Origin of the sequence: Pseudomonas anguilliseptica, assembly GCF_900105355.1 — a bacterium.
GTDB classification, from domain to species: Bacteria; Pseudomonadota; Gammaproteobacteria; order Pseudomonadales; family Pseudomonadaceae; genus Aquipseudomonas; species Aquipseudomonas anguilliseptica.
Map to the genome: position 1 here is coordinate 4,339,941 of NZ_FNSC01000001.1, position 15,672 is coordinate 4,355,612.

The 15,672-nt window shown below is 56.7% G+C and carries 11 protein-coding genes, 3 tRNA genes and 1 pseudogene; 3 read left to right on the plus strand and 12 right to left on the minus strand.

Features of this window, described 5'->3' with window-relative positions:
• Window positions 1-1,607 (plus strand): annotated as a pseudogene (locus BLW24_RS21260) (ABC transporter ATP-binding protein).
• Window positions 1,608-1,723: 116 nt separating this feature from the next.
• Window positions 1,724-2,518 (plus strand): enoyl-ACP reductase FabI, encoded by a 795-nt coding sequence (gene fabI, locus BLW24_RS21265; protein ID WP_090255858.1) that lies wholly within the window; start codon window positions 1,724-1,726, stop codon window positions 2,516-2,518.
• 111 nt (window positions 2,519-2,629) lie between these two features.
• Here the strand turns inward: fabI and BLW24_RS21270 are convergent, their stop codons facing one another.
• The 9 genes from BLW24_RS21270 to BLW24_RS21310 all read right to left on the minus strand — a co-directional run bounded on the left by BLW24_RS21270 (window position 2,630) and on the right by BLW24_RS21310 (window position 11,561).
• On the minus strand, window positions 2,630-4,507 hold the full coding sequence (locus BLW24_RS21270) for a SurA N-terminal domain-containing protein (RefSeq protein WP_090386707.1): 1,878 nt from the start codon (window positions 4,505-4,507) through the stop codon (window positions 2,630-2,632).
• Between the two features lie 220 nt (window positions 4,508-4,727).
• Window positions 4,728-5,000, minus strand: coding sequence for a nucleoid-associated protein HU-beta (gene hupB / locus BLW24_RS21275; RefSeq protein WP_010490206.1), 273 nt, complete (start codon window positions 4,998-5,000; stop codon window positions 4,728-4,730).
• Window positions 5,001-5,136: 136 nt separating this feature from the next.
• The gene (lon, locus tag BLW24_RS21280; protein WP_090386709.1) at window positions 5,137-7,530 is read right to left on the minus strand and encodes an endopeptidase La; all 2,394 of its coding nucleotides are present in this window, start codon (window positions 7,528-7,530) and stop codon (window positions 5,137-5,139) included.
• Window positions 7,531-7,679: 149 nt separating this feature from the next.
• Window positions 7,680-8,960 (minus strand): ATP-dependent Clp protease ATP-binding subunit ClpX, encoded by a 1,281-nt coding sequence (gene clpX, locus BLW24_RS21285; RefSeq protein WP_090386711.1) that lies wholly within the window; start codon window positions 8,958-8,960, stop codon window positions 7,680-7,682.
• Between the two features lie 112 nt (window positions 8,961-9,072).
• On the minus strand, window positions 9,073-9,708 hold the full coding sequence (gene clpP, locus BLW24_RS21290) for an ATP-dependent Clp endopeptidase proteolytic subunit ClpP (protein ID WP_090386713.1): 636 nt from the start codon (window positions 9,706-9,708) through the stop codon (window positions 9,073-9,075).
• 91 nt (window positions 9,709-9,799) lie between these two features.
• Window positions 9,800-11,110 carry a trigger factor gene (tig, locus tag BLW24_RS21295; RefSeq protein WP_090386716.1) on the minus strand — a complete coding sequence of 437 codons (1,311 nt, stop codon included), beginning with the start codon at window positions 11,108-11,110 and terminating at the stop codon, window positions 9,800-9,802.
• A gap of 127 nt (window positions 11,111-11,237) precedes the next feature.
• A tRNA-Leu gene (locus BLW24_RS21300) sits at window positions 11,238-11,322 on the minus strand.
• A 52-nt stretch (window positions 11,323-11,374) separates the two neighbouring features.
• A tRNA-His gene (locus BLW24_RS21305) sits at window positions 11,375-11,450 on the minus strand.
• 34 nt (window positions 11,451-11,484) lie between these two features.
• Window positions 11,485-11,561, minus strand: a tRNA-Arg gene (locus BLW24_RS21310).
• A gap of 271 nt (window positions 11,562-11,832) precedes the next feature.
• Between BLW24_RS21310 and folD the strand changes: the two genes are divergently transcribed.
• Window positions 11,833-12,687: a bifunctional methylenetetrahydrofolate dehydrogenase/methenyltetrahydrofolate cyclohydrolase FolD gene (gene folD / locus BLW24_RS21315; protein WP_090386718.1), complete on the plus strand. Its 855-nt coding sequence runs from the start codon at window positions 11,833-11,835 to the stop codon at window positions 12,685-12,687.
• 73 nt (window positions 12,688-12,760) lie between these two features.
• Here folD and BLW24_RS21320 read toward each other — a convergent pair whose 3' ends face one another.
• The 3 genes from BLW24_RS21320 to BLW24_RS21330 form a co-directional block, all read right to left on the minus strand.
• Window positions 12,761-14,503, minus strand: coding sequence for an ABC transporter substrate-binding protein (locus tag BLW24_RS21320; protein ID WP_090386720.1), 1,743 nt, complete (start codon window positions 14,501-14,503; stop codon window positions 12,761-12,763).
• Window positions 14,504-14,586: 83 nt separating this feature from the next.
• Window positions 14,587-14,859, minus strand: a complete 273-nt coding sequence (locus BLW24_RS21325; RefSeq protein ID WP_090386722.1) for a DUF2160 domain-containing protein — start codon at window positions 14,857-14,859, stop codon at window positions 14,587-14,589.
• Between the two features lie 11 nt (window positions 14,860-14,870).
• Window positions 14,871-15,671 carry a carbohydrate ABC transporter permease gene (locus BLW24_RS21330; protein WP_090386724.1) on the minus strand — a complete coding sequence of 267 codons (801 nt, stop codon included), beginning with the start codon at window positions 15,669-15,671 and terminating at the stop codon, window positions 14,871-14,873.
• Window position 15,672 lies beyond the last annotated feature (1 nt).

Here is a 15,672-nt window from a genome sequence, read left to right on the forward strand (position 1 = left end):
ATGACCGACTCCAACAGCCTCATCGAAGTCCGCGACCTGGCGGTCGAATTCGTCACCGGCAGCCTGAAACAGCGTGTACTGGAAGGCGTCAGCTTCGATATCAAGCGCGGTGAGACCCTGGCTCTGGTGGGCGAAAGCGGCTCGGGCAAATCGGTCACCGCGCATTCCATCCTGCGTCTGCTGCCCTACCCGCTGGCCCAACACCCCAGCGGCAGCATTCACTACGCAGGGCAAGACCTGCTCAAGCTGAGCGAGAACAAACTGCGCGGCATTCGCGGCAACCGCATCGCCATGGTCTTTCAGGAGCCCATGACCTCGCTGAATCCGCTGCACAGCATTGAAAAGCAGATCAACGAGGTACTGGCCCTGCATAAAGGCCTGCGCGGCAAGGCGGCTACCGCACGCACTCTGGAACTACTTGAGCTGGTCGGCATTCCCGAGCCGCATAAGCGCCTCAAGGCCTACCCACACGAGCTGTCGGGCGGGCAACGCCAGCGCGTGGTGATTGCCATGGCCCTGGCCAACGAGCCTGAACTGCTGATCGCCGACGAGCCCACCACCGCCCTGGACGTCACCGTACAGCTGAAAATCCTTGAGCTGCTCAAGGACCTGCAGGCGCGCCTGGGCATGGCGATTCTGCTGATTAGCCACGATCTCAACCTGGTGCGGCGCATTGCCCATCGCGTCTGCGTGATGCAACGCGGGCATATCGTCGAACAGGCGGCCTGCGAAACACTGTTTAAAGACCCGCAGCACCCTTACACCCGCGAACTGCTGGGCGCCGAACCCACGGGGGGGCGGTCGATCAGCCGCCTGGTAACACCATGCTGGAAATCGACAACCTGCGCGTCTGGTTCCCGATCAAGAAGGGCTTGCTGCGCCGCACCGTCGACCATGTCAAAGCCGTGGACGGCATCAACTTCAGCCTGCCGCAGGGACATACTCTGGGCATCGTTGGCGAAAGTGGTTCGGGAAAGTCCACCCTGGGTCTGGCAATCCTGCGCCTGCTTGGCAGCCAGGGAGGTATCCGTTTCCAGGGCCAAGCCATCGACCAGCTCTCGCAACACGACGTGCGCCCGCTGCGCCGGCAGATGCAGGTGGTGTTTCAGGACCCCTTCGGCAGCCTCAGCCCGCGTATGTGCGTTGGCCAGATTGTCGGCGAGGGCTTGCAGATCCACCGCATGGGCAGCGAAGCCGAGCAGGAACAGGCGATTATCGACGCCTTGGTGGAGGTTGGGCTGGACCCGGAAACCCGTCACCGCTATCCCCACGAGTTTTCCGGTGGCCAGCGCCAACGCATCGCCATCGCCCGCGCTCTGGTGCTGAAACCTGCGTTGATCCTTCTGGATGAGCCGACCTCGGCCCTCGACCGCACCGTACAGCGCCAGGTAGTCGAGCTGCTACGTTCGCTGCAGGCCAAATACAACCTGACCTACCTGTTTATCAGCCACGACCTGGCGGTAGTCAGGGCCTTGAGCCATCAGGTGATGGTGGTCAAACAGGGCAAAGTGGTCGAACAAGGTCCGGCAGCACGTGTCTTTGCCGCGCCACAGGACATCTATACACAGCAGTTGCTGGAAGCAGCCTTTATGGCCCCAGCTGATTAACCGGCTATTGAAAAGCGTTGGCGAGGTAGCCAACGCAAGGCAAATACAGTGATGGCCACGCAGGTAGTTCTTCAACTGCCTGCCAATCCTTGTAGACAGGAAGAGGAACAACACAAATGGGTTTTCTAAGCGGCAAGCGCGTACTGATCGTTGGCGTCGCCAGCAAACTGTCCATCGCCTCTGGCATCGCGGCAGCCATGCACCGTGAAGGCGCCGAACTGGCTTTCACCTACCAGAACGAAAAACTCAAGGGTCGCGTCGAAGGTTTTGCCGCTGATTGGGGCTCGAACGCTGATCTGTGCTTCCCTTGCGATGTGGCCAACGATGAGGAAATCGCCTCGGTATTCGAAGCCCTGAGCAAGAAGTGGGATGGCCTGGATTGCATCGTTCACTCTGTTGGTTTCGCCCCTGGTGATCAACTGGATGGCGACTTCACCGACGTCACCACCCGTGAAGGCTTCCGCATCGCTCACGATATCAGCGCCTACAGCTTCGTCGCCCTGGCCAAAGCCGGCCGCGAGATGATGAAAGGCCGCAACGGCAGCCTGCTGACTCTGTCCTACCTGGGCGCCGAACGCACCATGCCCAACTACAACGTCATGGGTATGGCCAAAGCCAGCCTGGAAGCCGGTGTACGCTACCTGGCCGGCAGCCTCGGCCCAGAAGGCACTCGCGTCAATGCCATCTCCGCTGGCCCGATCCGCACCCTGGCGGCATCCGGGATCAAGAGCTTCCGCAAGATGCTCGCTGCCAATGAGAAGCAGACCCCACTGCGTCGCAACGTGACCATCGAAGAAGTCGGTAACGCCGGCGCCTTCCTCTGCTCCGATCTGGCCTCGGGCGTCAGCGGCGAGATCATGTACGTCGACGGCGGCTTCAACACCACCGCCATGGGCGCCATGGAAGAGTAAGATTGTCCGCGCAGGGGGATAAGTTCTTCCTGCGCCACAGGTGCTGCCACGGATGGCAGGCATAAAAAAGGCCGCTTGAATAAGCGACCTTTTTACATTCAGCAATATCGATCAGAAGCGCTCGATATCCGCTGTCTCTTCCAGCTGCTTGCGGAACGCAGCAAAGTCCTGCTGCCCGACGCGCGAGGCGAGGAAGCGGCTGTACATGGCCTTATCCTCATCCGACAGCGCTTGCTCCGGCTGGCTCACGCCATTGAGACGGATGATCATGAAATCACCGTTGCTCAGACTCATACCGGCGAAAGTCGGCTTGTCGACAGCCTCAGGCTTGGGCATGCGGAACAACGCCTGCAGCACTACCGGCTCAACGCCTTCCTGGCTGCGCGTCGCTGCTTCGACAATATTCCAGCCCTGCTTGGCATCGGCCTGAGTAACCGGCGTCTGGCCGTCGCGCAGAGCAGCCAGCTGCTCTTCACCCTTGGCTTTCACGGCTTCGCTTGCACGAACCTTGGTCAGCTGGGCACGGATGCTATCGGCAACCTGCTCAAGCGGCAGCTGCTCAGGTTTGTTGTGCTCTTTAACGCGCACCACCACAACAGTGTTGGGGTCGAGTTCGATCACACTGCTGTTGCTGCCGTCTTCAAGCACTTCATCGCTGAATGCCGCTTGAATCACCTGACGATTAGCCGTGAGACCTTCAGTGCCACCCTGACGACCGAAGGCTTCAGTGGTCTTGACCTCAAGACCCAACTCCTGAGCAGGCTGGGCCAGATCAGACGCTTCAAACGCAGCGTCTTCGAGGTCTTTGGAGACTTCGACAAAGCGCTGCTCAACCTGACGCGCCTTAAGGTCGCGCTTCAGTTTCTCTTCCAGGCTGGCCAAGCTCGGTACTTCCGGCGCCTGAACGCCCAGGAGCTTGATCAGGTGCCAGCCGAACTCGCTGCGTACGGGAGCCGACACAGCATTTTCGTCCAGCGCATACAGCGCTTCTTCAAAGGCAGGGTCATACACACCTGGGCCGGCAAAGCCCAGATCACCGCCCTCACCTGCCGAACCCGAATCATCGGAAACTTCTTTGGCCAGCGCGGCGAAATCTTCGCCCTGCTCAAGACGTTTTTGCACCGCAACCAGCTTGGCCTGGGCTTGTTCGTCATTCAGCTTATCGTTGACCTCGACCAGAATATGCGCAGCACGGCGCTGTTCGGCGAGGTTGGCGATTTCACTCTGATAAGCGCTTTGCAGCGCCTCATCGGTAACTTCAACCTGATCGAAGAAGGCGTCTTTTTTCAGCTCAACGTATTCCAACACAACCTGCTCAGGGCTCATGAACTCGCTGGCCTGAGCCTCATAGTAGGCCTTGATGTCATCGTCACTGAGTGTGACGGCATCCAGATCAGCTTTGAGGGTCAAGGTAGCGAAGTCGCGAGTTTGCTTTTCCAGTGCGGCAAAGGCTTGCACTTGGGCATCGGTGACAAAACCGCTGTTTGCCAGGCCGGCGCGCAGCTGACCGATGAGCATTTCCTGCTCAAGCATCTGACGGAACTGCAAGCGGCTGTAACCCAGCTGACGGATAACTTGATCGAAACGCTCAGCATTGAACTGGCCATCGACAAGAAATTCAGGTGTTTTCAGGATCAGCTGATCAAGCGCTTGTTGCGAAAAAGCGAACTTGGCGTCTTTGGCGCTATCGAGCAGCAAGGTACGCTCAACCAGACCATTCAGGGCGGCTTCACGCAGCAGCTTCTCATCCAGCAAGGAGGCATCAAAATCGCGCCCCAACTGTTGCAGCAACTGACGACGCTGCATCTCGACAGCCTGGCTGAGCTCGGCGGAAGTGATCTTCTCGCCATTCACATCAGCGGCATTCTGGCTATTACTGGTGCTGGTAAAAATGGCATCCACACCCGTCAGCGCAAGCAGCGCGACAATGATGCCGATGATGGTTTTGGCAATCCAACCCTGTGAATTGTCCCTGATGTTTTGCAGCATGCGTCCCCCAGAACGACTGTAAAAATAAAGCAGTCGCGCAGTGTGGGTAAAATCCGGATAGAAGAAAGGCGCATCAGTTGATGCGCCTTCTCGTAACTGGCGAAGCGGATCGAACTCAAGCAGCTGATTCGTCGTATTCAGCAAGTTATGACTGACTGAACATCCCGCCCCGCATCAGACCAGCAATTCAACTGATCTGCTGGGCAAAACCGAAAGAGGCTTAGTTGACAGCGTCTTTCAGAGCTTTACCGGCTTTGAAGCCTGGAATCTTGGCAGCAGCGATGCTGATCGGGTTACCAGTTTGTGGGTTACGGCCAGTGCGAGCAGCACGCTCTTTAACAGCGAAAGTGCCGAAGCCAACCAGTACTACGGAGTCACCAGCCTTCAGAGCGCCAGTAACGGATTCAATTACTGCGTCCAGCGCACGGCCGGCAACAGCTTTTGGGATATCAGCAGATGCAGCGATGGCATCGATCAGTTCCGACTTGTTCACTCTTAAGTCCCCTTAATTTCTATTGAGTTTATTTCTTGCTTTTAAATGTAAGCGAAGCTGGTGCGGAGAGCCTGCTGACACGATAAGAGCCGCTTTATAACAAGGGCTCTAAAAATGTGTCAAGAAACCCCTCCGGCTAATGCGTGCTAATTCGCTCCTTGGAATCAGTCTCGCGCTTTTCATCCTTTGCAACCATGGGAGCCGCATCAGGCAAGGGCTCCGGGGCGTATTGCAGCGCAATTTGCAGGACCTCGTCAATCCATTTAACCGGTTTAATCTGCAGGTCTTGCTTAATATTCTCCGGAATCTCTTTCAAATCGCGCACATTCTCTTCCGGAATGATCACCGCCTTGATTCCACCACGGTGAGCAGCCAGCAGTTTTTCTTTCAAACCACCGATGGCCAATACCTGGCCACGCAGGGTGATTTCACCGGTCATTGCCACGTCCGCACGCACAGGGATCTGCGTCAGGGCTGAAACCAGCGCCGTACACATACCAACGCCTGCGCTGGGGCCGTCTTTGGGCGTAGCCCCCTCCGGCATATGGATATGGATGTCCTGCTTCTCATAGAAGTCCACAGGCACGCCCAGGCTCTTAGCCCGACTGCGCACAACTGTCTGCGCAGCAGTGATGGATTCCAGCATCACATCGCCGAGCGAGCCGGTTTTGATCAGCTGGCCTTTGCCAGGCACCACAACCGCCTCAATGGTCAGCAACTCACCACCAACCTGAGTCCAGGCAAGGCCCGTAACCTGGCCGATTTGATCCTGCTGCTCGGCCAAACCGTAGCGATGCTTGCGCACGCCGAGGAAATGTTCGAGCGAATCAGCCGTGACAGTGACCTGGAAACGCTTCTCGGTGGAATGTTCCTTTACCACCTTGCGGCACACCTTGGCGATCTGTCGCTCCAGTCCGCGCGCACCAGCTTCGCGTGTGTAGTAGCGAATAATGTCGCGAATCGCTGCGTCCTCAAAAACCAGCTCGACCTTTTTCAGACCGTTGGCCCGAACCTGCTTGGGCGCCAGGTATTTGATTGCGATATTGATCTTCTCGGCTTCGGTGTAACCCGGTAGACGAATCACTTCCATACGGTCCAGCAACGGACCTGGAATGTTCATCGAGTTAGCGGTGCAGAGGAACATCACATCGGACAGATCGTAGTCGACTTCCAGGTAGTGATCGTTAAAGTTGTGGTTCTGCTCTGGGTCCAGCACCTCGAGCAACGCAGAGGCAGGATCACCGCGCATGTCCTGGCCCATCTTGTCGATTTCATCGAGCAGGAATAGCGGATTACGCACGCCAACCTTGGTCATCTTCTGAATCAGACGGCCCGGCATGGAGCCGATATAAGTGCGGCGGTGGCCACGAATCTCTGCTTCATCACGCACGCCGCCAAGGGCCATGCGCACGAACTTGCGGTTGGTGGCACTGGCAATCGACTCAGCCAGCGAGGTTTTACCCACGCCAGGTGGACCGACCAGGCAGAGGACCGGACCTTTGATTTTCTTCACACGTTTTTGCACGGCGAGGTATTCAAGGATTCGCTCCTTGACCTCATCCAAACCGTAGTGATCGGCATCCAGGATGGCTTCTGCACGCGCCAGATCCAGGCGCACCTTGCTCTGCGCCTTCCACGGCACATTGACCAGCCAATCGATGTAGGAGCGCACCACGGTGGCTTCAGCCGACATCGGCGACATCTGCTTGAGCTTGTTCAGCTCGGCATTGGCCTTGGTATGCGCCTCAGCGGTCAAGCCAGCATTTTCGATGCGCTTTTTCAGCTCATCGAGTTCGTTATGGCCCTCTTCACTGTCGCCAAGCTCTTTCTGAATGGCCTTCATCTGCTCATTCAGGTAGTACTCGCGCTGACTGCGCTCCATTTGTTTCTTGACCCGACCACGGATGCGCTTCTCGACCTGCAGCAGATCGATTTCCGCATCGAGCAGCGCCAGGACATGCTCAACCCGCGCTTGCAGATCGGTGATCTCCAGAATTTCCTGCTTCTGCTCGATCTTCAGCACCATATGAGCAGCCATGGTGTCGACCAAACGGCTCGGCTCATCAATGCCATTGAGTGACGCCAATACTTCGGCAGGCACCTTTTTGCCGAGCTGCACGTACTGTTCAAACTGGCTGAGTAGGCTGCGGGTGAAGACCTCGGACTCACGTTCGGCGGCATCAACCTCGTCAATCAGTTGCACTTCAGCCCGGCAATGACCGTCGACCTCGATAAAACGCTCGATTTCGCCGCGCTGCTCGCCTTCGACCAGCACCTTGACGGTGCCGTCTGGCAGTTTCAGCAACTGCAACACAGTGGCCACGGTACCGACGCGATAGAGACCAGCCTCATCGGGGTCGTCGTCAGCAGGATTTCTCTGCGCAAGGAGCAGAATCTGCTTCTCGCCCGTCATCGCAGCCTCAAGGGCTTCAATGGATTTTTCACGCCCGACGAATAACGGAATGACCATGTGCGGATAGACCACAACATCGCGCAACGGCAGGAGAGGCAATTCGATGGTTGTCTTCATGATTTCGGCTCTACGGCGGCCATACGGCCGTAAACAGATGGGATGACCCTTAGCCCTAAGATGGGGGCAGCCCAAACAAAAAACAAGCGCTGGCGCAGCAAAAGCAAAGGGGCCCGCAGGCCCCTTGCTTTCAACATGTTACAACGCTGTTACGCGTCAGGCGCAGCCTTGGCTGGCAGCTCGTTGTTCTCATAAATGAGCAACGGCTTGGAGGTGCCATCGATCACACTTTCATCGATAACCACCTTACTGACGTCGGACTGCGAGGGAATCTCGTACATGGTATCGAGCAGGACACCTTCGAGAATCGACCGCAGGCCGCGGGCACCGGTCTTACGCTCAAGCGCCTTGTGGGCAACCGACTTCAGTGCATCAGGACGGAATTCCAGCTCTACGCCTTCCATCTCGAACAGCTTGCCATATTGCTTGGTCAAGGCGTTTTTCGGCTCGGTCAGAATTTGCACCAACGCCGCTTCATCGAGCTCATCCAGTGTTGCGATAACCGGCAAACGGCCAACGAACTCAGGGATCAAGCCAAATTTGACCAGATCATCAGGCTCAACAGCGCGCAGTGACTCGCCAACTTTTTTGCCTTCTTCCTTGCTGCGAACCTCGGCATTGAAACCGATTCCGCCTTTGGTCGAGCGACCCTGAATAACCTTCTCCAGCCCTGAAAAAGCACCACCACAGATAAACAGAATATTGCGCGTATCAACCTGCAGAAATTCCTGCTGGGGATGCTTACGGCCACCTTGCGGAGGCACAGATGCCACAGTCCCTTCGATCAGTTTGAGCAGCGCCTGCTGCACGCCCTCACCCGATACATCTCGGGTAATCGATGGGTTGTCGGACTTGCGCGAAATCTTGTCAATTTCATCGATATAGACAATACCCATCTGGGCTTTTTCTACATCGTAGTCGCACTTCTGCAACAGCTTCTGAATGATGTTCTCGACGTCCTCCCCCACATAACCGGCTTCGGTAAGGGTGGTGGCGTCAGCGATGGTGAAAGGTACGTTGAGCAAACGAGCCAGCGTTTCAGCCAACAGGGTTTTACCCGAGCCAGTTGGACCAATGAGCAGAATGTTGCTCTTGCCTAACTCAATGTCATCTTTCTTGTCGCGCTGGTTGAGACGCTTGTAGTGGTTATAAACCGCTACAGCCAAAATTTTCTTCGCGCGCTCCTGACCAATCACGTACTGATCAAGGATGCCGCTGATTTCCTTGGGGGCAGGCAATTTATGCGCACTGCTCTCGGCCTGGGCTTCCTGCACCCCCTCGCGGATGATGTCGTTGCACAGGTCTACGCACTCGTCGCAGATGAAGACCGAGGGGCCGGCAATTAATTTGCGCACTTCATGCTGGCTTTTGCCGCAGAAGGAGCAATAAAGCAACTTGCCGTTGTCCTCGCCGTTGCGGGTGTCAGTCATTCGTTCGATCCAAATCCGATAGGCTTGCAACACAAGATGAAGGCTTATGCGGGCTTTTTCAAGCCCGCCGGAGGCCGGACACGCCGACCCGCCCTATTTAGAGCTGCTTATATTAAGCGGGGCGCTTTTCAATCACCGCGTCGATCAACCCGTACTCACGAGCGGCTTCGGCGCTCATGAAGTTATCACGATTGGTATCGCGCTCGATTTCTTCCAGGGTGTGCCCACTGTGCTTGGCCATCAGCGTGTTAAGACGCTCGCGGATAAACAGGATTTCCTTGGCGTGGATTTCGATGTCCGACGCCTGGCCCTGGAAACCACCCAGAGGTTGGTGAATCATCACGCGCGAGTTCGGCAGGCAGTAACGCTTGCCCTCGGCGCCAGCGGTCAGCAGGAATGCGCCCATGCTGCATGCCTGACCAATACAGGTGGTCGACACGTTAGGCTTGATGAACTGCATGGTGTCGTAGATCGACATACCCGCCGTCACCGAACCGCCTGGGGAGTTGATGTAAAGATGGATGTCCTTGTCCGGATTTTCCGCTTCAAGGAACAGCAGTTGCGCACAGATCAGGTTGGCCATGTAGTCTTCTACAGGGCCTACAAGAAAGATCACTCGCTCCTTGAGCAGGCGCGAATAGATGTCATAGGCGCGCTCACCGCGAGCCGACTGTTCGACAACCATGGGTACCAGGCCGCCAGCGGCTTGGATATAAGGCATTTGCTGCATAAAAGGATTGCGGGACATGCGTGCACTCGCTCCCTAAATAGTCATGTCACAAATACTCATAAGCCAGCACGACGGCTGGCTTATGACGCATTCGAACGAGGTAAAGAAATCAGGCGGCTTGTGGTGCTTCTACCGGCTTGACAGCTTCTTCGTACGAGACCGCTTTATCGGTCACGTTAGCCTTCTGCAAAACAGTATCTACAACTTGCTCTTCCAGTACAACCGAACGCACTTCGTTCATCTGCTGGTCGTTTTTGTAGTACCAGGCCACAACCTGCTCAGGCTCTTGGTAAGCCGAAGCCATTTCCTGAATCATTTCGCGAACACGTGCGTCATCCGCCTTCAGTTCGCACTGCTTGACCACTTCAGCCACAACCAGACCCAGCACAACGCGGCGCTTGGCTTGTTCTTCGAACAGCTCAGCTGGCAGCTGATCAGGCTTGAGGTTGCCACCGAACTGCTGAACGGCCTGCACACGCAGACGGTCCACTTCATTGCTGATCAGCGCCTTCGGCACTTCGATCGGGTTAGCAGCCAGCAGACCGTCCATAACCTGGTTTTTAATCTTGGATTTGATGGCCTGGCGCAGCTCGCGCCCCATGTTCTTGCGCACTTCAGCGCGGAAGCCTTCCAGGCCGCCTTCTTTCACGCCAAACAGGGCAAAGAAATCATCATTCAGCTCAGGCAGCTGAGGTGCCGCGATGCTGTTGACGGTGACGGTGAACTCGGCAGTTTTGCCAGCCAGGTCGAGGTTCTGATAATCAGCTGGGAAAGTCGGGCTGATTACGCGCTCTTCGCCAGCCTTGGCGCCTACCAGTGCATCTTCAAAGCCTGGGATCATGCGGCCAGAACCGAGAACCAGCTGAGCACCCTTGGCTGAACCGCCCGCAAAGGCTTCGCCATCAATCTTGCCAACAAAGTCGATGTTCAGTTGGTCGCCATTCTCAGCAGCGCGCTCGGCAGCTTCGAAACGAGTGTTCTGCTTGCGCAGGATTTCCAGCATGTTGTCGACGTCAGCGTCAGCCACGTCAGCCTGCAAGCGCTCGATGGCGATGGACTCGAACCCGCCAACGGTGAATTCAGGGAATACTTCGAAGGTCGCAACGTATTCCAGATCCTTGCCTTTCTCGAACGACTTCGGCTCAACGGCCGGAGCGCCAGCTGGATTGAGCTTCTGCTCAACAACGGCTTCGTAGAAAGTGGATTGGATCAGATCACCCAGAGCTTCCTGACGAGCAGCATCTTCATAACGCTGACGGATCACGCTCATTGGCACTTTGCCAGGACGGAAACCAGGAACTTTGGCACGGCGGGCAGTCTGTTGCAGACGCTTGTTGACTTCAGTTTCGATGCGCTCAACAGAGACACCAACGGTCATGCGGCGCTCGAGAGCAGAAGTGTTTTCAACAGAAACTTGCATGGATAATCCTCGTTGCACACATAAGCCGGCCGTTTACCGGGCCCTAATTAAGGGCATGCATTCTAGAGGGTCAATATGCAGAAGTCACCCTAGATGCAGGCAGCAAACGGGAGGAAGCTCTAAAAGATGGTGCGGACGGAGAGACTCGAACTCTCACGCCTTGCGGCGCTGGAACCTAAATCCAGTGTGTCTACCAATTCCACCACGTCCGCGTGGTAAAGCTTTATACAAAAACGCCAGGATTTAACCTGGCGCCTTGGAATATGGGGTGGACGATGGGGATCGAACCCACGACAACAGGAGTCACAATCCTGCGCTCTACCAACTGAGCTACGCCCACCATATTGCATTTTGCTTGAGCCAAGACCGCCAAATGGCGCACCCGGCAGGACTCGAACCTGCGACCATCCGCTTAGAAGGCGGATGCTCTATCCAGCTGAGCTACGGGCGCCTATCCATCTGCTAATGCAGACTTAAAGCTTTCGGCTTCGGAAAAAACTTTGCAGCTTCCACCTTTGCCGTCTTACCCAGCGACTGGCTGTGCTCGACAAGCGGGGCGAATGTTATAGAGCCGGTTTCAGGTCGTCAACAGGAAAAGTTAAAAAAATTCAGCCATTTAAAGGAGTTACGCGAAAACCGCGGCGTGCGCCTTTGCCCCACAGCATGGTCATGCGAGAATGCGCGTCCTTTTTCCATCCTTTCTTTATGGTTAACCAAGCGCAATGACCGCACAACTGATCGATGGCAAAGCAATTGCCGCCAGCCTGCGCCAGCAGATCGCCCAACGTGTCGCCGAACGACGCCAGCAAGGCCTGCGCGCACCCGGGCTGGCAGTGATTCTCGTCGGTAGCGACCCTGCGTCTCAGGTCTACGTTTCGCACAAACGCAAAGACTGCGAAGAAGTTGGCTTCGTCTCACAAGCCTATGACCTGCCAGCCACTACTGGCCAAGACGAGCTGATGGCATTGATCGACCGCCTGAATGACGAGCCGAGCATCGACGGCATTCTGGTACAACTGCCGCTGCCGGAACATCTGGACGCTTCTTTATTGCTGGAGCGCATCCGCCCGGATAAAGACGTTGATGGCTTCCATCCCTACAACATCGGCCGCCTGGCCCAGCGCATGCCATTGCTGCGCCCCTGCACTCCGAAAGGCATCATGACCCTGCTGCAAAGCACGGGCGTTGACCTGTATGGCATGCACGCAGTGGTGGTTGGCGCGTCGAATATCGTCGGCCGACCGATGGCAATGGAGCTGCTGCTGGCCGGCTGCACCGTTACCGTCACCCACCGTTTTACCAAAGACCTACCGATGCATGTCGGCCAGGCCGATATCGTCGTAGTCGCGGCCGGTAAGCCTGGCCTGGTGCATGGCGAGTGGGTCAAGCCCGGCGCCATCGTCATTGACGTTGGCATCAACCGCCAAACCGACGGCAAGCTGATTGGCGATGTAGTGTATGAAACCGCCCTGCCCCGCGCTGGCTGGATTACCCCAGTGCCAGGCGGCGTTGGCCCGATGACCCGCGCCTGCCTGCTGGAAAACACCCTGCATGCCGCCGAGCACCTGCACGACTGAGTGCAGCGCTGACAGAAATAAAAAACGGCACCTGTAGGTGCCGTTTTTTTATGCCGAGCTCAAGCCACTACGCTTATTCGCGGGCTTGCTCCCAGGACTTCAGCAGTTCGTTGTAGTTGATGGTTTCACCCTGAGGCTTCTCGTTGGCCAGCTTGGGCTTCGGTGCACCCGGCTGATCCAGCCAGTATTGCGGATCACGTGGTTCATTGAGTTTCGGGCCACACTCACCGAGCACGCCAGAACGCTCCAGACGAGCCATCATGGTGTCCTGTGCAGCAGCAAGGCCATCCAGCGCCTCTTGTGGTGTTTTATCACCGCTGGCTGCTTCAGCAATAAACTGCCACCACAGCTGAGCCAGACGCGGGTAGTCCGGCACATTGGTACCGGTTGGAGTCCACTGCACGCGAGCAGGGCTGCGATAGAACTCCACCAGGCCGCCCAGTTTCGGCGCGACGTCGGTCATGGCTTGCGAGTTGATATCCGACTCACGAATCGGCGTCAGGCCAACCAGAGTCTTCTTCAGCGAAACGGTTTTTGAGGTAACAAACTGCGCATACAGCCAGGCTGCCAGGCGCTGTTTCTCTGGGGTGGACTTGAGGAAAGTCCAGGAACCAGTGTCCTGATAACCCAGCTTCATGCCCTCTTCCCAATACGGGCCTTTAGGTGACGGCGCCATACGCCATTTCGGCGTGCCATCTTCGTTGACCACTGGCAAACCAGCTTTGGTCATGTCGGCAGTGAAGGCGGTGTACCAGAAAATCTGCTGAGCAATGCTGCCCTGTGCTGGAACCGGACCAGACTCAGAGAAGGTCATGCCCTGCGCTTCTGGCGGCGCGTATTTGCGCATCCAGTCGACATACTTGGTGGTGGCATACACCGCCGCCGGGCCGTTGGTATCGCCGCCACGGGCAACGCTGGAACCCACCGGACGGCAACCGTCGACGCGAATGCCCCACTCATCCACCGGCAAGCCGTTAGGCAGGCCCTTGTCGCCGCCACCCGCCATGGAGAACCAGGCATCGGTAAAGCGCCAACCCAGGGACGGGGCCTTCTTGCCGTAATCCATATGGCCATAGATGCGCTGGCCATCGATTTCCTTGACCTTCTCAGAGAAGAATTCGGCGATGTCTTCATAGGCCGACCAGTTAACCGGCACGCCTAACTCATAGCCGTAAATTTCTTTGAACTTGGCCTTCAGTTCCGGGCGCTCGAACCAGTCAGCGCGGAACCAATAGAGGTTGGCGAACTGCTGGTCGGGCAGCTGATACAGCTTGCCATCAGGCCCGGTCGTAAACGACAGGCCAATAAAGTCTTCGAGATCCAGGGTCGGCGATGTTACCGCCTTGCCCTCGCCCTCCATCATGTCGCTGATCGCCACCGCCTTACCGTAGCGAAAGTGCGTACCAATCAGGTCCGAGTCGTTGATATAGCCGTCATAGATGTTCTTGTCCGACTGCATCTGAGTTTGCAGCTTTTCGACTACATCACCCTCCTGCATCAGGTCGTGCTTAAGGTTGATACCGGTGATTTCACTGAAGGCCTTGGCCAGAACCTTGGATTCATATTCATGAGTGGCAATGGTTTCCGAAGCCACACTGATGCTCATGCCACGGAACGGCTCGGCCGCTTTGATAAACCACTGCAATTCAGCCAGCTGCTGCTCAGGCGTCAGGGTCGAGGGGTTGAACTCCTCACCGATCCACTTCTTTGCCGCTTCTTCGTAGGCATCAGCCCAGGCTGCGCCGCTCAAGCCGGACAACGTCAGCAGGGCAGCCAGCGCCATGCTATGTCGAGTTTTGTTGTTATTGTCGAACATAGAGACCTCCATCTCAGGGTTTGGAATGAGGCAAACGGGTCATGGCCGCGCCCAACAAGCTGGCGTATCCAAGGCAGCCCGAATTAGCCCCAACGCATCACTGCAAACAACCAGAACAGGGACAGCACCGAGGCTATCCAGACACTCCAATCGGTCGCGCCCACCACCAGCAGGTGCAGGTAGGCACTTCCAAGCAGACCGATAAACAACCGATCACCACGCGTGGTACTGATCGGCAACAAGCCTTTGCGCTCGATACAGGGCGAACGCAGTTCCCAGATCGTCATGCCGACCAGCAGCATGCCGATAAAGCCGAAAAACAACGCCGTCGGCAGAGTCCAGGCCATCCAATCCATAGTCGCTGCTCCTATACCCGGCCCAGGGCAAAGCCCTTGGCCACATGGTTACGCACAAACCAGATCACCAGCATGCCCGGCAATATGGTCAACACCCCCGCCGCCGCCAGCACGCCCCAATCGATCCCCGACGCCGACACGGTGCGGGTCATTACTGCGGCAATCGGTTTGGCATCCACCGAGGTCAGGGTGCGCGCCAGCAGCAGCTCGACCCAGGAAAACATGAAGCAGAAGAACGCGGTGACGCCGATGCCCGAGCCGATCAGCGGGATAAAAATCTTCACGAAGAATTTTGGAAAACTGTAGCCGTCGATATAGGCGGTTTCGTCGATTTCCTTCGGCACTCCTGACATAAATCCTTCAAGAATCCACACCGCCAGCGGCACGTTAAATAGGCAGTGCGCCAGTGCCACGGCAATATGCGTATCGAACAAGCCGATGGACGAATACAGCTGAAAGAACGGCAGCAGAAATACCGCCGGTGGCGCCATGCGGTTAGTCAGCAGCCAGAAGAACAGGTGCTTGTCGCCGAGGAAACGGTAGCGTGAAAACGCATAGGCCGCCGGCAATGCCACCGTCAGCGAGATCATCGTGTTCAGACACACGTAATACAGCGAGTTTAGATAGCCCTCGTACCAGCTCGGGTCGGTGAAGATCACCTTGTAGTTTTCCAGGGTGAACGCATGCGGCCAGAGCGTCAGGCCACCGAGGATCTCGGTATTGCTCTTGAACGACATGTTCAGCAGCCAGTAGATCGGCACCAGCAGGAACAGGACATACAGCCCCAGTACCACCTTCTTGCGTAGGGTCATG

Bases quoted from the DNA above. Each gene is read 5' to 3' on its own strand.
- fabI (WP_090255858.1), top strand. From the start codon at position 1,724: ATGGGTTTTCTAAGCGGCAAGCGCGTACTGATCGTTGGCGTCGCCAGC.
- BLW24_RS21270 (WP_090386707.1), bottom strand. From the start codon at position 4,507: ATGCTGCAAAACATCAGGGACAATTCACAGGGTTGGATTGCCAAAACC.
- lon (WP_090386709.1), bottom strand. From the start codon at position 7,530: ATGAAGACAACCATCGAATTGCCTCTCCTGCCGTTGCGCGATGTTGTG.
- clpX (WP_090386711.1), bottom strand. From the start codon at position 8,960: ATGACTGACACCCGCAACGGCGAGGACAACGGCAAGTTGCTTTATTGC.
- clpP (WP_090386713.1), bottom strand. From the start codon at position 9,708: ATGTCCCGCAATCCTTTTATGCAGCAAATGCCTTATATCCAAGCCGCT.
- tig (WP_090386716.1), bottom strand. From the start codon at position 11,110: ATGCAAGTTTCTGTTGAAAACACTTCTGCTCTCGAGCGCCGCATGACC.
- folD (WP_090386718.1), top strand. From the start codon at position 11,833: ATGACCGCACAACTGATCGATGGCAAAGCAATTGCCGCCAGCCTGCGC.
- BLW24_RS21320 (WP_090386720.1), bottom strand. From the start codon at position 14,503: ATGTTCGACAATAACAACAAAACTCGACATAGCATGGCGCTGGCTGCC.
- BLW24_RS21325 (WP_090386722.1), bottom strand. From the start codon at position 14,859: ATGGATTGGATGGCCTGGACTCTGCCGACGGCGTTGTTTTTCGGCTTT.
- BLW24_RS21330 (WP_090386724.1), bottom strand. From the start codon at position 15,671: ATGACCCTACGCAAGAAGGTGGTACTGGGGCTGTATGTCCTGTTCCTG.